At 73.9% G+C, this 15,620-nt stretch carries 13 protein-coding genes; 4 read left to right on the top strand and 9 right to left on the bottom strand.

The genetic code is table 11. The features are described 5' to 3' along the window. Window positions 1-6 precede the first annotated feature (6 nt). The 3 genes from JT723_RS07050 to JT723_RS07040 are packed head-to-tail and all read left to right on the top strand — an operon-like array spanning window position 7 to window position 1,925. Window positions 7-516, top strand: a complete 510-nt coding sequence (locus JT723_RS07050) for a hypothetical protein (RefSeq protein WP_205043584.1) — start codon at window positions 7-9, stop codon at window positions 514-516. Then, a complete protein-coding gene (locus tag JT723_RS07045) occupies window positions 513-932 on the top strand; it encodes a ferritin-like domain-containing protein (RefSeq protein WP_205043583.1) in 420 nt (139 codons plus the stop codon). Before JT723_RS07050 ends, JT723_RS07045 begins: the two co-directional genes overlap by 4 nt. 42 nt (window positions 933-974) lie before the next feature. Continuing rightward, window positions 975-1,925, top strand: a complete 951-nt coding sequence (locus JT723_RS07040) for an aminoglycoside phosphotransferase family protein (protein ID WP_205043582.1) — start codon at window positions 975-977, stop codon at window positions 1,923-1,925. A gap of 7 nt (window positions 1,926-1,932) precedes the next feature. On the opposite strand, the gene JT723_RS07035 is transcribed toward JT723_RS07040, so the two are convergent. From JT723_RS07035 to JT723_RS07005, 7 genes are all read right to left on the bottom strand, one after another. Beyond that, window positions 1,933-2,466 (bottom strand): GNAT family N-acetyltransferase, encoded by a 534-nt coding sequence (locus JT723_RS07035; RefSeq protein ID WP_205043581.1) that lies wholly within the window; start codon window positions 2,464-2,466, stop codon window positions 1,933-1,935. Between the two features lie 78 nt (window positions 2,467-2,544). Continuing rightward, entirely contained in the window at window positions 2,545-3,390 is an 846-nt protein-coding gene (locus JT723_RS07030; RefSeq protein ID WP_205043580.1) for a GNAT family N-acetyltransferase, read from the bottom strand. 134 nt (window positions 3,391-3,524) lie between these two features. Further along, window positions 3,525-4,679: a flavodoxin-dependent (E)-4-hydroxy-3-methylbut-2-enyl-diphosphate synthase gene (gene ispG / locus JT723_RS07025; RefSeq protein WP_033173028.1), complete on the bottom strand. Its 1,155-nt coding sequence runs from the start codon at window positions 4,677-4,679 to the stop codon at window positions 3,525-3,527. 99 nt (window positions 4,680-4,778) lie between these two features. Further along, window positions 4,779-6,095: a M50 family metallopeptidase gene (locus JT723_RS07020; RefSeq protein WP_205043579.1), complete on the bottom strand. Its 1,317-nt coding sequence runs from the start codon at window positions 6,093-6,095 to the stop codon at window positions 4,779-4,781. Continuing rightward, a complete protein-coding gene (gene dxr / locus JT723_RS07015; RefSeq protein WP_205043578.1) occupies window positions 6,092-7,348 on the bottom strand; it encodes a 1-deoxy-D-xylulose-5-phosphate reductoisomerase in 1,257 nt (418 codons plus the stop codon). The genes JT723_RS07020 and dxr overlap by 4 nt, the downstream gene beginning before the upstream one ends. A gap of 80 nt (window positions 7,349-7,428) precedes the next feature. Continuing rightward, window positions 7,429-9,351, bottom strand: coding sequence for an acyl-CoA dehydrogenase family protein (locus JT723_RS07010; RefSeq protein WP_205043577.1), 1,923 nt, complete (start codon window positions 9,349-9,351; stop codon window positions 7,429-7,431). Window positions 9,352-9,482: 131 nt separating this feature from the next. Then, on the bottom strand, window positions 9,483-10,937 hold the full coding sequence (locus tag JT723_RS07005) for an aldehyde dehydrogenase family protein (protein ID WP_205043576.1): 1,455 nt from the start codon (window positions 10,935-10,937) through the stop codon (window positions 9,483-9,485). 207 nt (window positions 10,938-11,144) lie between these two features. Here JT723_RS07005 and JT723_RS07000 point away from each other — a divergent pair, with 207 nt between their 5' ends. After that, a complete protein-coding gene (locus JT723_RS07000; protein ID WP_205043575.1) occupies window positions 11,145-11,579 on the top strand; it encodes a CU044_2847 family protein in 435 nt (144 codons plus the stop codon). Between the two features lie 9 nt (window positions 11,580-11,588). On the opposite strand, the gene JT723_RS06995 is transcribed toward JT723_RS07000, so the two are convergent. Further along, entirely contained in the window at window positions 11,589-13,142 is a 1,554-nt protein-coding gene (locus tag JT723_RS06995; protein WP_205043574.1) for a PucR family transcriptional regulator, read from the bottom strand. Window positions 13,143-13,295: 153 nt separating this feature from the next. Continuing rightward, window positions 13,296-15,449 carry a type IV secretory system conjugative DNA transfer family protein gene (locus JT723_RS06990; protein ID WP_205043663.1) on the bottom strand — a complete coding sequence of 718 codons (2,154 nt, stop codon included), beginning with the start codon at window positions 15,447-15,449 and terminating at the stop codon, window positions 13,296-13,298. Between the last annotated feature and the right edge of the window lie 171 nt (window positions 15,450-15,620).

Raw genomic sequence — 15,620 nt, 5'->3', positions numbered from 1 at the left:
CCCCCCATGATCCCGGAGGCGGCCGCTCGGCTGAGCAGGCGGAGTGTGGTGGCGGCGGCCGTCGTGGCGGTCGGCGCCGGGTGCGGCAAGGGCGCTGACGGAGCGTCGGGAGCGCCCGACGGCAAGGCCCCCGCGGCGCTGCCCGGGGCCGCGGAACAGGCGGCGGCGGTACGCGACAGCGCCGAGCTGCTCGGACGGTACGACGCCGCCGCGGCCGCCCACCCCTCGCTCGCAGCCCGGCTGCGGCCGCTGCGGGCCGAGGTCGTACGGCACATCGAGGCCTTCGGCGGCACCGCGCCCGCCGGCACCCGGCCGCCCGCCGCGCCCGCCGGCACCACCGCCGCCCAGGCGCTGGCCGCCCTGGCCGCCGCGGAAAGGGCACTGGCCGACCGCAGGGCCGCCGCCCTGCTCACGGTGCCCGGCGAGCTGGCCCGGCTGATGGCCTCGGTCGCGGCGGCAGGCGCAGGCCACGCGGCACTGCTCGGCGCCCCGGCCGGCGGGAAGGACGGACGATGAACTCGGTCATCGACGCGGTGCAGGCGGCGCTGGCCGCCGAGCACGCGGCGGTCTACGGCTACGGCGTGGCCGGCGGCCACCTGACCGGCAGCCGCCGGGCCGAGGCCGCGCAGGGCTACGACGCCCACCGCGCGCGCCGCGACAGCCTCATGCGCACGGTCGCCGACCTCGGCGCCGCCCCGGTGGCCGCGGCGGCAGGGTACGAGCTGCCCTTCCCCGTCGCCGACGCCGCCGCCGCGGTACGCCTGGCCGCCTACGTCGAGGAGCGGGTGGCGGGCGCGTACGGCGACATGGTCCGCGGCACGGTCGGCGACCTGCGGCGGGACGCGGCGAGCGCCTTGCGCGACGCGGCGGTGCGGGCCGTGCGCTGGCGCGGCGGCAGCGTAGCCTTCCCGGGTCTGGCGGAACGCGGCTGAGCGGCCCCGCCGGGCCCAACCGCACGGAGGGCAGGGCACAGGATGGGTTCAGCAGCGCACCACGGACGGCCCGCCGCCGCGGACCTCGAACCGCCCGAGCGGCTGGTGCGTACGGTCACCGCGTGGGAGGGCGGCGCGGGCCGGGAGTGGCTGGCGCGGCTGCCGGCACTGGTCGCGGGCTGCTTCGACCGCTGGGGGCTGACCGTGGAGCGGGTCGTCGCGGCCGGCGGCCAGATCAGCATGATCGTGCTGGTCCGCACCTCGGACGGCGAGCCCGCCGTGCTCAAGGTCGGCATGGTCAACCGGGAGACCGAGCAGGAGCACGCGGCCCTGGAGCACTGGGGCGGGCGCGGCGCCGTACGCCTGCTGCGGGCCGAGCCCGCCGAGGGCGCGATGCTGCTGGAGCGGCTGCGGGCGGACGTCTCGCTGCGCTCGCTGGCCGAGCCCAAGGCGCTGCTGGAGGCCGAGGGCGTCCTGCAGCGGCTGTGGGTGCCGCCGGCGCAGGGCCACCCCTTCCGCTCGGTCGCCGCGGCCACCGGTGAGCTGGCGGCGCTGCTGCGGGAGCGTCGGTCGGCGCCCTATGCGGCGGACGCGGTCGCGGTGATCGACGACGCGCTGGCGGCGCAGGCCGAACTGGCGGGCTCGGCGGACGCGGTGGAGAGCGTGCTGCTGCACGGCGACTACCACCAGGGCAACGTGCTGGCGGGCGAGCGGATGCCGTGGCTGGCGATCGACCCCAAGCCGCTGGTCGGCGAGCGGGCCTTCGACCTGGCGTGGCTGGCCAGGGACCGGCTGTCCACGCTGGCGGCGCAGCCCGGTTCGCGGGCCACGGCCAGGCGGCGGATCGCCAAGCTCGCGGACGCGCTGGAGGTGGACGCGGGGCGGCTGCGCGGCTGGTCGGTCTTCCGTGCGGTGGAGGCCGGCGTCTGGTACCTGTCGGTGGGCGGCCGCGAGGACGGCGAGCTGCTGCTGGAGTTCGCCAGCTGGCTGTAGCCGCGGGTCAGCGCAGCAGCGGTAGCGGGGCGCCCATCACCGCGTAGGGCCGGGCGGCGCTGGGGAAGTGCACGGGCCGAGCCAGGTCGCGGTAGCCCAGGGCGTGGTAGAGCCGCCGGGCGGGGGTGTCGCCGTCGATCGCGGACAGGATGCTGCGCGGCTCGGTCGCCGCGTCGGTGATCGCGGTGATCAGGGCGCGGCCGATGCCGCGGCCCTGGAAGTCGGGCAGCACGTGCAGTTCGGTGATCACGAAGGAGTCGTCGAGCCAGTCGTCGTTGCCCTCCCGGCGCAGATACGGCTGCACGACGCTCGACCACCAGTGCGTACGGTCGTTGGGCAGCCCGTAGACGAAGCCGACCAGCCGACCGCTGCCGGTGCGCGCCGCCAGCGACCGCGCCCCGTCGCAGGCCAGGTGCCGCAGGACGATCTGCCGCCGGATCGCCACTTCGTCGGGGCCGAGGCCGAAGGCGAGCGCCTGGACGGCGAGCGCCTCGTCGACGTGCGCGGCAAGATCGACCGCCCCGATGACCACGTTCTCCATGGGCCGCGACCCTACTGCCTTTCTGACCTCGCTCCCCACAGCGTCCGTGCGCCGCACCTGCGGACCCGGGGGGGATGGCTAGAACAGGACGCTCATGAAGGCGCCGACCTCGGTGAAGCCGACCCGGCGGTAGGCGGCGCGGGCCGCGGTGTTGAAGTCGTTGACGTAGAGGCTGACGACCGGGGCGACGTCGCGCAGGGCGTAGTGCAGGACCGCGGCCATGCCGGACTCCGACAGCCGGCGGCCGCGGTGCGAGGGGGCCACCCAGACGCCCTGGATCTGGCAGGTGTGGCGGGTGACGGCGCCGATCTCCGCCTTGAAGACCACCTCGCCGTTCTCGATACGGGCGAACGCCCGCCCGGTGGAGACGAGTTCGGCGACCCTGGCCTGGTAGAGCAGGCCGCCGTCGCCGGCCAGCGGCGAGACGCCGACCTCCTCGGTGAACATCGCCACGCAGGCCGGCATGATCACCTCCATCTCGTCCTTGCGCACCCTGCGCACCCCCGGGTCGGGTGCGATGCCGGCGGGCAGCGCGCGGGTGGCCATCAGCGGCTGGTGGCGGCGCACCTCGCGGGCCGGCCCCCAGTGCGGTTCCAGCCGCGACCACAGCTCGGCGGTGGCCTCGGCGGGGCCGACGATGGACGAGCAGCGGCGGCCGGACCTGCGGGCGCGCTCGGCGAAGGCGGCGACCGCCTCCGGTGTGGCGCAGATCGGTACGAGGTTGGCGCCGGCGTAGCACAGCGAGGTGAGCTTGCCTGCCGCGTACCATCCCCACATCTCGCCGCCGAGCCGCCACGGGTCGAGCCCGGCGACATTGACCCGGGAGGTCACGAAGGCGTTGGCGACCGGGTCGCTGTGCAGCACGGCAAGCGCCGCGTCGAGGTCACCGGGTTCCAGGACGCGGGCAGTCGGGTGGGTCAGCACGTGGAGGCCTCACCGTCTTCGCCTTCTGGTCCGCTCGTGCAGGCGGGGAATGGTCTGGGCACTTTACCTCGCGCGGCTGGGCCGTACCCCGTGGTGGTGCCTCCCGGCCACGGGGCCGGCCGCTTTCGAGCCGTTCAGGAGACGCTCACCTGGGGTTCGCCCGAGGCCACGCCCGCGTCCTCCATCTGCTCGGCGAGCTTCATGGCCTCCTCGATCAGCGTCTCGACGATCTTCGACTCGGGGACGGTCTTGATGACCTCGCCCTTGACGAAGATCTGCCCCTTGCCGTTGCCCGAGGCGACGCCGAGGTCGGCCTCGCGGGCCTCGCCGGGGCCGTTGACGACGCAGCCCATGACGGCGACGCGCAGCGGCACCTCCATGCCCTCAAGACCGGCGGTGACCTGGTCGGCGAGCTTGTAGACGTCGACCTGGGCGCGGCCGCAGGACGGGCAGGAGACGATCTCCAGCCGGCGCTGGCGCAGGTTCAGCGACTCCAGGATCTGGATGCCGACCTTGACCTCCTCGGCCGGCGGGGCGGACAGCGAGACGCGGATGGTGTCGCCGATGCCCTCGGACAGCAGCGCGCCGAAGGCGACCGCGGACTTGATGGTGCCCTGGAAGGCGGGACCCGCCTCGGTCACGCCGAGGTGCAGCGGGTAGTCGCACTTCTGGGCCAGCAGCCGGTAGGCGGCGACCATCACGACCGGGTCGTTGTGCTTGACAGAGATCTTGATGTCGCGGAAGCCGTGCTCCTCGAACAGCGACGCCTCCCACAGCGCGGACTCCGCCAGCGCCTCGGGGGTGGCCTTGCCGTACTTCTCCAGCAGGCGGCGGTCGAGGGAGCCGGCGTTGACGCCGATCCTGATCGGCACGCCCGCGTCGGACGCGGCCTTGGCGATCTCCCGGACCTTGTCGTCGAACTGCTTGATGTTGCCGGGGTTGACCCGCACCGCGGCGCAGCCGGCGTCGATCGCGGCGAAGACGTACTTCGGCTGGAAATGGATGTCGGCGATGACCGGGATCTGGGACTTCCTGGCGATCGTGGCGAGCGCGTCGGCGTCGTCCTGGGTGGGGCAGGCGACCCGGACGATCTGGCAGCCGGAGGCGGTCAGCTCGGCGATCTGCTGCAGGGTGGCACCGATGTCGGAGGTCCGCGTGGTGGTCATGGACTGGACGGACACCGGAGCGTCGCCGCCCACGGCGACGCTTCCCACCTGGATCTGACGGCTTTTGCGGCGTTCGGCGAGCTTGATCGGAACATCCGGCATACCGAGCGAAATCGCGGTCATCTGCGTGGCTTCCCCAAGGTGTGGCTCAAGTCCCGGCGTGGGCGGGCTCCGCTTCGAGGTTACGGCACCCGCCCCGCGTCTCTCACTCGGCTCAGGGCATTACGAACTCAGTTTGACCGGGTTGACCACATCGGCGATCAGGACCAGCAAGGTGAAGGACACGAAGATTCCGGCCACGACGTACGCCACCGGCATGAGCTTGGCCACGTCGAACGGTCCCGGGTCGGGCTTGCGGAAGACCCGCGCGGTGTGCCGCCGCAGCGACTCCCACAGGGCGCCCGCCACATGGCCGCCGTCCAGCGGCAGCAGCGGCAGCATGTTGAACAGGAACAGCGACAGGTTGAAGCCTGCGACGAGCATCACCATGGTGGCGATCCGGTCGATGGCCGGTTCCTTGAGCGAGAAGACCTCGCCGCCGACCCGGGCCGCGCCGACCACACCCATCGGGGAGTCCGCCTTGCGCGGGGCGCCGTCGAAGGTGGCCCGCCACAGGTCGGGGATGCGCTGCGGCAGCCGCAGCAGCGAGTCCAGGCCCTGCCGCGCCATGTCGCCCATGTGGCCGACCGAGCTGGTGAAGCCCTGCGGCTGGATGTGGCTCGCGGGGCTGAACCCGAGGAAGCCGGCCGTCACCGTGCCGTCCTCGATGTTGCCGTCGCTGTCGGTCTTGGCCACGACGTTCTTGGTGATCACCGGGGTCAGGGTGACCCGCTTGCCGGCCCGCTCGACCACGATGACGGCGGGTCCCGCCCCGTTCCTGATGTCCTTGGACAGGTCGGCCCAGCCGTCGACCGGGCGGCCGTTGAACTCCAGGAACTTGTCGCCCGGCAGGAAGCCCGCGGTCTTGGCCGGCGCGACCGGGTCGGTGGGCAGGCAGGGGTTGTCCGGGTTGCGCTTGGCGGTGTCGGCCTGGGAGATCACGCAGTCGCTGACCGAGCTGACGACGGTGGTCGACTCGGCGATGCCGATGCCCATGAAGACCGACAGGGCCAGCGCGAAGGCCAGGATCAGGTTCATGAACGGCCCGGCGAACATCACGATGACGCGCTTCCACGGCTTGCGCGTGTAGAACAGCCGCGTCTCGTCGCCCGGCTTGAGCTCCTCGAAGGCGGCGGAGCGGGCGTCCTCGATCATGCTGCGCCACGGCGAGGTGGAACGGGCGGTGATCCTGCCGTCCTCGCCGGGCGGGAACATCCCGATCATGCGGATGTAGCCGCCCAGCGGGATGGCCTTGAAGCCGTACTCGGTCTCGCCCTTCTTGCGCGACCAGATGGTGGGGCCGAAACCCACCATGTACTGCGGCACGCGGATCTTGAACAGCTTGGCCGTGGAGAGGTGGCCCAGCTCGTGCCAGGCGATGGAGACCATCAGGCCCACGGCGAAGACCACTATGCCGAGGACCGTCATGAGAGCGGTCATACGCCTGTTGCCTCCGATGTCCTGGCCAGTTCCACGGCCCGGGCGCGTGCCCAGGCCTCCGCTTCGAGGACGTTCTCGACCGTCAGAGAAGTTCCCGGCTCGGGTGTGCCGTGTTCCTCGACGACCTGTGCGACGGTGTCCACGATCCCGGTGAACGCCAGCCGGCCGGCGAGGAAGGCGTCGACGCACTCCTCGTTGGCCGCGTTGAACACCGCGGGTGCGGTGCCCCCGAGGCTACCGACATGGCGGGCCAGTGCGACCGAGGGGAAGGCGTCCTCGTCCAGCGGGAAGAACTCCCACGTGGACGCCTTGGACCAGTCGAAGGCCGGCGCGGCGTCCGGCACCCGGTCCGGCCAGCCCAGGCCCAGCGCGATCGGCATCCGCATGTCCGGCGGGCTGGCCTGGGCAATTGTGGAGCCGTCGACGAACTCGACCATGGAGTGGATGTACGACTGGGGGTGGACGACGACCTCGATGCGGTCGAAGGGGACGTCGTAGAGCAGGTGCGCCTCGATCACCTCAAGGCCCTTGTTGACCAGCGTCGCGGAGTTGACGGTGATGACCGGGCCCATGTCCCAGGTGGGGTGCGCCAGTGCGTCAGCGGGGGTGACCGCGGCCAGCTCGGCCCTGCTGCGGCCGCGGAAGGGGCCACCGGAGGCGGTGACCAGGAGCTTGCGCACCTCCTGGCGGCGGCCGGCCATCATGGCCTGGAAGAGCGCGGAGTGCTCGGAGTCGACGGGCACGATCTGGCCGGGCTTGGCCAGCGCCTTGACCAGGGGGCCGCCGACGATGAGCGACTCCTTGTTGGCCAGGATCAGCACCCGGTCGGCCTGCAGCGCGGCCAGCGTGGGGCGCAGGCCGATGGAGCCGGTGATGCCGTTGAGCACGGAGTGGCATTCCAGGGCGGCGGCCTCGGTGGCCGCGCCCGGTCCTGCGATGATCTCGGGCAGCGCTTCTCCGGGTCCGTACAGCTCGGCCAGCAGCTCGCGCAGCGGGCCGACCGCTGCCTCGTCGGAGACGGCAACGGTCTGTACGCGCAGCTGGTGGGCCTGCTCGGCGAGCAGCCTGACCCGGCTGCCGGCGGCGGAGATCGCGGTGACGCGGAAGCGGTCCGGGTTGCGGAGCACCACGTCGATGGCCTGGGTTCCGATCGACCCCGTGGAGCCGAGGATCACGATGTCGCGGGGGCCGCCGTTCGCCGGTTCGCCGGCGGTGTGCGGGCGGTAGTGCGGGTCTGCGAGAGCATCCGTCATGGGGCCATTGTGTCGTGCGGAAGCGGTGCGCCGTCCACTGCCCCGCGCGGGCTGTGGACGGCGATCGGCCGCGGCGGGGCTCAGTGCACGGGCCGGTGCACGTTGGGGGTCTGCGACGGGCCGGGCTCGGCCGGCGCGATCCACGGGCCCTCCCGGCTGGGGTCGACGACGCCCGCTTCCAGCCACTCGGCGTCCCCGCGCAGCACCGCCCTGGTCAGGGCGCGGTCGGCGCTGTCAGTGTTGGTCCACAGCCGGGCGAACAGCTCGTCGGTACGCACCCGCGCCTGCTTGCAGAAGGTGTCGGCCAGCTGCCGCGCCTGCGGCCCGTTGTCGCCGCTCGCCGCCAGGTGCTGGGCACGGACGCACGCGGCGCTCATCGCGAACAGCTCCGCGCCGATGTCCACGATGCGGGCGAGGAAGTTCTGCTTGGTCTCCATCCGGCCCTGCCAGCGCGACATGGCGTAGAAGGTGCAGCGTGCCAGCTTGCGTGCGCTGCGCTCGACGTAGCGCAGGTGGGTGGCCAGGCCGTCGAACTCGGCGTACGAGGTCGGCAGCTGCCCGGGTCCCGCGACGAGCTTGGGCAGCCACTTGGCGTAGAAGCCGCCGGCCTTGGCGCCTGCCCTCGCCTTGTCGCCGAGCGAGACGTCCGGGTCGATGAGGTCGCCGGCGACCGACAGGTGGGCGTCGACGGCCTCCCGGGCGATCAGCAGGTGCATGATCTCGGTGGAGCCCTCGAAGATCCGGTTGATCCGCAGGTCGCGCAGCAGCTGCTCGGCGGGTACGGCCCGCTCGCCGCGGGCGGCCAGCGAGTCCGCGGTCTCGAAGCCGCGGCCGCCGCGGATCTGCACCAGCTCGTCGGCGATCAGGCAGGCCGCCTCCGAGCCGTAGAGCTTGGCCAGTGCCGCCTCGATCCTGATGTCGTTGCGCTCCTCGTCGGCCATCTGCGAGGACAGGTCGAGCACCGCTTCGAGGGCGAAGGTGGTGGCGGCGATGTAGGCGATCTTGGAGCCGACGGCCTCGTGCTCGGCGATGGGCCTGCCCCACTGCTCGCGGGCCGCGGACCACTGCCTGGCGACCTTCAGGCACCACTTGGCGGCGCCGACGCAGCCGGCCGGCAGCGAGAGCCGCCCGGTGTTGAGGGTGGTCAGCGCGATCTTCAGGCCCGCGCCCTCGGGGCCGATGCGGTTGGCGGCCGGCACCCGCACCTGGTGGAAGCGGGTCACGCCGTTCTCGATGCCGCGCAGGCCCATGAAGGCGTTGCGGTGCTCGACGGTGACGCCCTCGGCCGCGGCCTCTACGACGAAGGCGGTGATGCCGCCCTTGTGGCCCTCGGATGCGGGCACCCGGGCCATGACGACCAGCAGGTCGGCGACGACGCCGTTGGTGGTCCACAGCTTCACGCCGTCGAGCACGTAGTCGTCCCCGTCGGGGACGGCCGCGGTGGCGAGCCTGGCCGGGTCGGAGCCGACGTCGGGCTCGGTGAGCAGGAAGGCGCTGATGTCGCTGCGGGCGCAGCGCGGCAGGAATGCCTCCTTCTGCTCCTTGGTGCCGAACATCTTCACCGGCTGCGGTACGCCGATCGACTGGTGCGCGGACAGCAGGGCACCGACGGCGGGGCTCGCGGAGCCGACCAGGGCGAGCGCCTTGTTGTAGTACACCTGGGTGAGGCCGAGCCCGCCGTAGGCGGGGTCGATCTTCATGCCGAGGGCGCCCAGCTCCTTCAGGCCGAGGATCGTCTCGTCCGGGATGCGCGCCTCGCGGTCGATCCTGGCGCCGTCGATGGAGGTCTCGCAGAAGTCCCGCAGCCGGGCGAGGAACTCCTCGCCCTTGGCGACGGCGTCGGGCGACGGCTGCGGGTAGGGGTTGATCAGGTCGAGGCGGAAGCGGCCGAGGAACAGCTCCTTGGCGAAGCTCGGGCGGTGCCAGTCCCGCTCGCGGGCGGCCTCGGCCACCTGGCGTGCTTCGCGTTCTGAGACCTTGCGTGTTGCGGCGGGTGCGGACACGGTTGCGTCACCTCCGGGTAGCCGGTTACCGACCGGTGCTACCTGTCCGTACTACCCGATTTCCGCCGACCCCACCAGACGAGGCGTCAGCCCGGGGCGCAGGAGCGAGGTCCGCGCCCCGGGCCGGCCGCTCACAGGTCGAGGCCGGTGAGGACCAGGACCCTTTCGTAGGTGTAGTCCTCCATCGCGTACTTCACGCCCTCGCGCCCCGAGCCGGAGTCCTTGACGCCGCCGTAGGGCATCTGGTCGGCCCGGTAGGAGGGCGCGTCGCCGATGACCACGCCGCCGACCTCCAGCTCGCGGTGGGCGCGGAAGGCCAGCTGCAGGTCGTGGGTGAAGACGCCGGCCTGCAGGCCGAAGCGGGAGTCGTTGACGGCCGCGAAGGCTTCCGCGGGGCCGTTGACCCGATGCAGTGACAGGACGGGGCCGAAGGCCTCCTCGGTGGCGAGTACGGCGTCGGCGGGCAGGTCGGCCAGCACGGTGGGGGCGTAACTGGCCCCGTCGCGGGTGCCGCCGGTCAGCAGCTTGGCGCCCTTGGCCACCGCGTCGTCCACCCAGTCGGCGACGCGTACGGCCGCGGCCTCGTTCACCAGCGGGCCGACGTCGGTGGCCTCGTCCGCGGGGTCGCCGGTGGCCTGCTCGCGGACCTTGGCCACGATGCGCTCGGCCAGGGCGTCGTAGACGGCCGCGTCGGCGACGACCCGCTGCACGGAGATGCAGGACTGGCCGCCCTGGTAGTTGGCGAAGGTCGCGATCCGGCCCGCCGCCCAGTCCAGGTCGGCGTCCGACGACCAGTCGGCGAGCACCACGGCCGCCGCGTTGCCGCCCAGCTCCAAGGTGACGTGCTTGCGCGGCACCGAGTCGGCGATGGCGTGGCCCACGGTGTCGGAGCCGGTGAAGGAGATCACCGGCAGCCGCGGGTCCTGCACCAGCGCGGGCATCCGGTCGTTGGGCACCGGCAGGACGCTCCAGGAGCCGGCCGGCAGTCCTTCGGTCTCGGCCAGGATCTCGCCGAGCAGCAGCGCCGACAGCGGGGTCGCGGGCGCCGGCTTGAGGATGATCGGCACGCCGACGGCGAGGGCCGGGGCGACCTTGTGGGCCACCAGGTTCAGCGGGAAGTTGAAGGGGGCGATGCCCAGCACAGGGCCGCGCCCGAAGCGCCGGGTCAGCGCGAGCCTGCCGACACCGCCCGGGTCGGTGTCCAGCCGCTGCGCCTCGCCGGAGTTGAAGCGGCGGGCTTCCTCTGCGGCCCAGCGGAAGACCGACACCGCGCGGCCGACCTCACCCCGCGCCCACTTCAGGGGCTTGCCGTTCTCCGCGGTGATCAGCCGGGCGATCTCCTCGCTGCGCTCGGCCAGCCGCCGCGAGACATGGTCGAGCGCCGACGCGCGCACATGCGCGGGCGTCGCGGAGAACCCGGCCGCCGCGGCCTCGGCCGCCGCGACCGCCTGCTCGACCTGCGCGTCGTCCGGCACGCTCACCCGGCCGACCAGGGCGCCGTCCCAGGGGCTGGTCACGTCGAAGGCGCCGGTGCCGGTGGCCTGCCGGCCCGCCAGCCAGAACGCGTACGGGGCTGCGGTCGTCACGGTTCTTCCGCCCTTCTGTCGCCGGTGTCGCTGCCTGCAACGGTAGGCGCGGGCCGCGGCGGGCCACGTTGTCCACGGCGGAGTACGCGTACGCCGGCGCGCTACGGAATGGCCAGCGCAGCCGGGCGGGCCGCGTGCGCCGGAAGCGGCCCCGCCCCGCGGCCGCCGGCAATATCCTGGCGCCCCTGGCACGGGAGGGGACGGGCGATGGCGCAGACGGTCACGATCGCACTGGACGACGGCTCGACGGTGGAGGCGGAGATCGTCGGCGAGGTGCCCTTCCAGCACCCCGACGAGCACGGCGACTACGACGACGTGGGCGTACGCTCACGGGCCGCCGCGATGGGCTCCGCGGTCACCCTGACCCTGGAAGGGGTCCGCGACACCGTGCGCAGCGTCGGCCGCTGGGCCGCGCAGACCATCACCGAGGGCGGCGCCGCCGGCTCCCCCGACGCCTTCGAGGTGGAGTTCGGCCTCAAGCTGGCGGTGAAGTCGGGGCAGCTGCTCGGCGTCATCGCAGAGGCCGGGACGGAGGCGGGGCTGACCGTCCGGCTGTCCTGGGACCTGGCGGCCCGCAGGGCGGCGGCCGCTTCCGGCGGTACGGGTACGGGCGCGGGCGCGGGCGCGACGTCGGCGCCGTGACGGGGCCGGTCAGGCCGAGCCGGTCTCGGCCTCGGTCTTGAGGGCCAGCCACAGCTCCATGCGCACATCGGGATCGTCCAGGGAACGGCCGAGGATCTCCTCGACGCGCCGCATCCGGTAGCGCAGGGTGTGCCGGTGCACGCCCAGGTCGGCCGCCGCCGCGTCCCACTGGCCGTGGTGGGAGAGCCAGGCGTGCAGCGAGGCGACCAGGTCGCCGCGCGAGGTCGCGTCGTGCTCGCGCAGCGGCCGCAGCAGGCCCTCGGCGAAGGCCCGCACGGCGTCGTCCGCCAGCAGCGGCAGCACGGAGCCCGCGCCCACCTCGCCGTGCTCGACCAGGTTGCGGCCCCTGCGGACCGCGACGGCCAGCGCCCGCTCGGCCTGCCGGTGCGCCTCCGGCACCTCCTCGGGCGCAACCGCGGCAGACAGCCCCGCGGCCAATGCGTCCTCCGCCTCGGCCAGGTCGGCCGCCGCGGCCAGCGCGGTGGCGTCCTGCGCGGCCAGCACGATCAGCCGGCCGTCCTCGTGGATCGCCAGTAGCGGGTCGCCCGAGCGGGCGGCAGCCGCCTCGACCCGCTCGGCCAGCAGAGCCAGGGCCTCGGGGCCGCGCTGGGCGTCGGAGGGCTCGGCGATCAGCACCCGCACCGGGTGGTCGAGCAGGCCGCGGTAGAGGGCGCCGGCGACGCTGCGGGCGTGGCCGGCCTCGCCGGCCAGCAGCATCCGCAGCAGCGCCGCGGCCAGCCGGGTGTGCGCGTCCTGCAGGGTGCGGGACTGCTCCAGCGAGAGGGTCAGCAGGGCCACGGCGGCGTGCACGACGTAACGCGCAGAGGTGTCGAGGCGCTCCTCGGTGCCGACCGCGAGGAAGCCGCGCGGACGGCGCCCGGTGCCCAGCGACTGGATCTCGACCCGGTCCTCGCTGCCCGCGGGGCCTGCGACGGCGGCCCCCGCGTGCCCCTGGATGTCCCGCAGCCGGTCGATCTCGCCGGCCAGCCGGGCGGCGCGGCGGCCCGCCCACTCCGGTGCGGCGGCGACCACCGTGCCCGACGCGTCGTAGAGCGCGGCCCAGCCGTCGAGGTGGGCTGCCAGCCGGGCCAGCAGCGCCGCGGTGCCGTCGGGGGCGAGCGCGGCCCGGGTCAGCTCGCGCTGGGCGTCGAACCCCGCGGTCACCGCCTTGTAGCGCTCGGCCGCGAGCGCCGCGGACACGGTCTTGCTGATCGCGATGAAGGGCGTCCTGCGCGGCACTTCCAGCAGCGGCAGCCCGGCCCGCTCTGCCGCCGCCACCAGGGCGTCGGGGACGCTGTCGTGGCCCACCCCGACGCCGAAGCCCAGCCCGACGACCTTCGCGGCGGTCAGCCGCCGCACATAGCCGCGCATCGCCTCGGGGTCGCCGACCTCCAGCTTGAGCCCGGTGGTCAGCAGCAGTTCGCCGCCCTCCAGGTACGGGCCGGGGTCGTCCAGCTCGCTGGTGTGCACCCAACGGACCTCGCAGTCCAGCCGGTCCTTCCCGGCGAGGACGGTCAGCTTGAGCGCCGAGTGCTGCACGAGGGACGCGAGGGTGAGCGGCATACGGACCAGTTACCGGCAATCGCTGGACTTTTGGCCGACCGGGAGTGGTCGCCCCCTTCAATTGTGCCGCACCGTACAGGCGCGGCCCGTCACCTCGGCTGCACCCGCGCATCACCGGACCGTCACCCGGGCCACCCGGGCGTCGCCCGCGCCTCAGCCGCGCAGGTCCAGCAGGATCGGCGGGGCGTGCTCGCCCGCGGTCGCCGTCAGCGACAGCACCGCGTGCCCGGTCGGCACCGAGTGCGCGAGGTCGGAGGCTGACCACCGCTCCCGCTCCACCTCCCTGACCGTCACCGACTCCGTGGTGACCGCCTCGCCGGTGAAGAGCTTGCGCACCCCGCGGCTGAGCCGCCGCGGCAGGCCGCCGGACTGGTCGGGGGTCCTGGTGATGTCCCTGGTCTCCACCCAGGTGGTCCCCCATGCCTCGGCGAAGCGCTTGCCGTCCCAGGTGGTGACCCCGGACATCGCCATCCGGCACCCCATCGCGCCGAGCAGCGCCGTCCGCAGGTCCTCGGGAACGTCGTCCAGGGTCCGCAGCGCCATCAGGACGCCGGCGTTCGCGGAACGCAGCCGGGCGAAGCCGCGCACCGACTCCGGGGTGACCGCGTGCCCGGCGTCGTCGACCACCAGGCAGGCGAAGAGCGAGCGGTCCCGCCGCGCGACGGCCGCGGCGGTGAACTGCGCGAGCACCAGCCGCACCAGGATCCTGGCGGCCTCGGCGTGGCCGTGCCGCGGCAGGTCGACGCGCACCCGCACCGGGTGTTCGAGTGCGCGCATGGAGAAGGGCCGGGTGCGGCCCGTGACGTCGAAGAAGCCCGCGAAGGCCGGCCGGTCGAACAGCGCGACCCGGTCGGCGAGCACCGGGCCGATGTCGCCGCGCTGCCCGGTCTGCCGCTCGCGGGCGTTCAGCTCCCTGACCATCCCTGGCGCGCCCGCCGCGTCCAGCTCCTGGCGGAGGGCGGCGAAGGCGTGCGGGGTGCCGTCCAGCAGCTCGCGCAGCTCGGAGACGGCGGGGAAGCGGCCGCGGGCGGCGGCGAAGGGGCCGAGGATCTGGCCCAGGGCGGTCGCCGCCCTGCGCACGTCGCCGCTGCCCTGTGCGTCGACCAGCGCCTCCGCGAGGGTCGCCGCTGCCGCGTCGGGGTCGTCGGTGCCGTAGAGGTCCAGGTCGTAGCGCGACGCCGGGTCGGCGAGCCCGATGACGACGTCGTAGGCGTCGGCGGGTCCGAGGTCCGCGCCCGCCACGCCGACCACGACGACGGCGGCCTGCCCCGCCAGCGCCTGCAGGCACAGCGACTCGGCGACCGGGCGCACCACCTGCCGGGTCTTGCCCGACCCCGAGGGACCGACCACGACGAGCCCCGTGCCCAGCAGCGTCGGGTCGAGGGCGATGCCGGAACCGCGGTGCTGGTAGGGGTTGCGGTCGTCCTCGACGCCGCGGCCGATCCGCACCTGCCGGGCCAGCAGGTCGTGCGGTGCGGCGCGGTGCGGCAGGTCGCGCGCGCCCGAGGGGTGCCCGCAGGCCGCTCCCCCGTCGCGCAGCACGCCGTCGGTGAAGGCGTCGAGCCCGCCGGGGTCGGACAGCGCTGCGCGCCAGGCGCGGCTGATGCGGGTGTAGTCGACGTCGTTCATGCGGCCGGTGCGGACTTCGGTGGTGAGGCGGTCGGCGAGTGCGTGGCGCTGCGCGGCGCGCAGCTCCGGCCATTCGACGGGGTCGGGCAGGCCGGCCTGGACGGCGGCTGCGCTGCCCTTGTCCGGCTCGTCGACGAGCCTGCTCAGCGCGGGCGTCACGAAGCGCCGCCACACCTGGCCCCAGTTGCCGATCCTGGCGCAGATCCAGGCGAGCGCGAGGGTGCACAGCCAGGCCCAGATGCGGGTGACGATGTTGAAGGCGTTGGTGTCGCCGCCGGCGCCGCTGCGCCAGTGGTCGGGCGTGACCCATATCGCCGGCCAGATCCAGAAGTCGAAGTAGCCGTCCCTGAACACCGACCAGACCAGCAGCCCGACCAGCAGGCTGAGCAGGGCGCCGCCGAGGAGCCGCCTGGCGGGCAGCCGCCTGGGGTCAGGTTTGGGGCGGGGGGTGTGGCCGAAGCCGTAGATGCCGGGGGCGTCGGCGGCGCGGGGGGTGCGCAGCCAGATCTCCAGGGCGGAGGCGGGCGGCGCCTTGACCGGCATCGGCGGCGGCGCGGCGGGCCGCGGGACCGGGGTGCCGGGCCTGGGCGGTGCGGACGGCGGGGCCGGCGCGCCGGGCGGGCCGTCACCCGGCCGCCCCTGGCCGTGGCCGTAGCCGTGCGTGCCCTCGTAATCCATGGCTTCCATGGCGCGTCTGCCCCTCGTCGCCGCCGATGCGCACAATGTAGTCGAGCCGCTACACCCGACGAAAGGATCTTGGCCGCCGGCGGGCAGGACTCCGGTCCCCGGGGGGCGCGCGGGGCGCCGCACTGGCCGATCCGGCGAAGACCTGCCGGGCAGTGTGACCCT

Origin of the sequence: Actinacidiphila bryophytorum, from assembly GCF_016916835.1 — a bacterium.
GTDB lineage: Bacteria > Actinomycetota > Actinomycetes > Streptomycetales > Streptomycetaceae > Actinacidiphila > Actinacidiphila bryophytorum.
The sequence above is the reverse complement of the archived record's forward strand: the minus strand, read 5'-3'. Positions and strand labels throughout refer to the sequence as shown.

What these genes read in the sequence shown, in the direction of transcription:
- JT723_RS07000 (WP_205043575.1), top strand. Translation starts at nt 11,145, where the DNA reads ATGGCGCAGACGGTCACGATCGCACTGGACGACGGCTCGACGGTGGAG.
- JT723_RS07020 (WP_205043579.1), bottom strand. Translation starts at nt 6,095, where the DNA reads ATGACCGCTCTCATGACGGTCCTCGGCATAGTGGTCTTCGCCGTGGGC.
- ispG (WP_033173028.1), bottom strand. Translation starts at nt 4,679, where the DNA reads ATGACCGCGATTTCGCTCGGTATGCCGGATGTTCCGATCAAGCTCGCC.
- JT723_RS06990 (WP_205043663.1), bottom strand. Translation starts at nt 15,449, where the DNA reads ATGGATTACGAGGGCACGCACGGCTACGGCCACGGCCAGGGGCGGCCG.
- dxr (WP_205043578.1), bottom strand. Translation starts at nt 7,348, where the DNA reads ATGACGGATGCTCTCGCAGACCCGCACTACCGCCCGCACACCGCCGGC.
- JT723_RS07035 (WP_205043581.1), bottom strand. Translation starts at nt 2,466, where the DNA reads ATGGAGAACGTGGTCATCGGGGCGGTCGATCTTGCCGCGCACGTCGAC.
- JT723_RS07050 (WP_205043584.1), top strand. Translation starts at nt 7, where the DNA reads ATGATCCCGGAGGCGGCCGCTCGGCTGAGCAGGCGGAGTGTGGTGGCG.
- JT723_RS07045 (WP_205043583.1), top strand. Translation starts at nt 513, where the DNA reads ATGAACTCGGTCATCGACGCGGTGCAGGCGGCGCTGGCCGCCGAGCAC.
- JT723_RS06995 (WP_205043574.1), bottom strand. Translation starts at nt 13,142, where the DNA reads ATGCCGCTCACCCTCGCGTCCCTCGTGCAGCACTCGGCGCTCAAGCTG.
- JT723_RS07040 (WP_205043582.1), top strand. Translation starts at nt 975, where the DNA reads ATGGGTTCAGCAGCGCACCACGGACGGCCCGCCGCCGCGGACCTCGAA.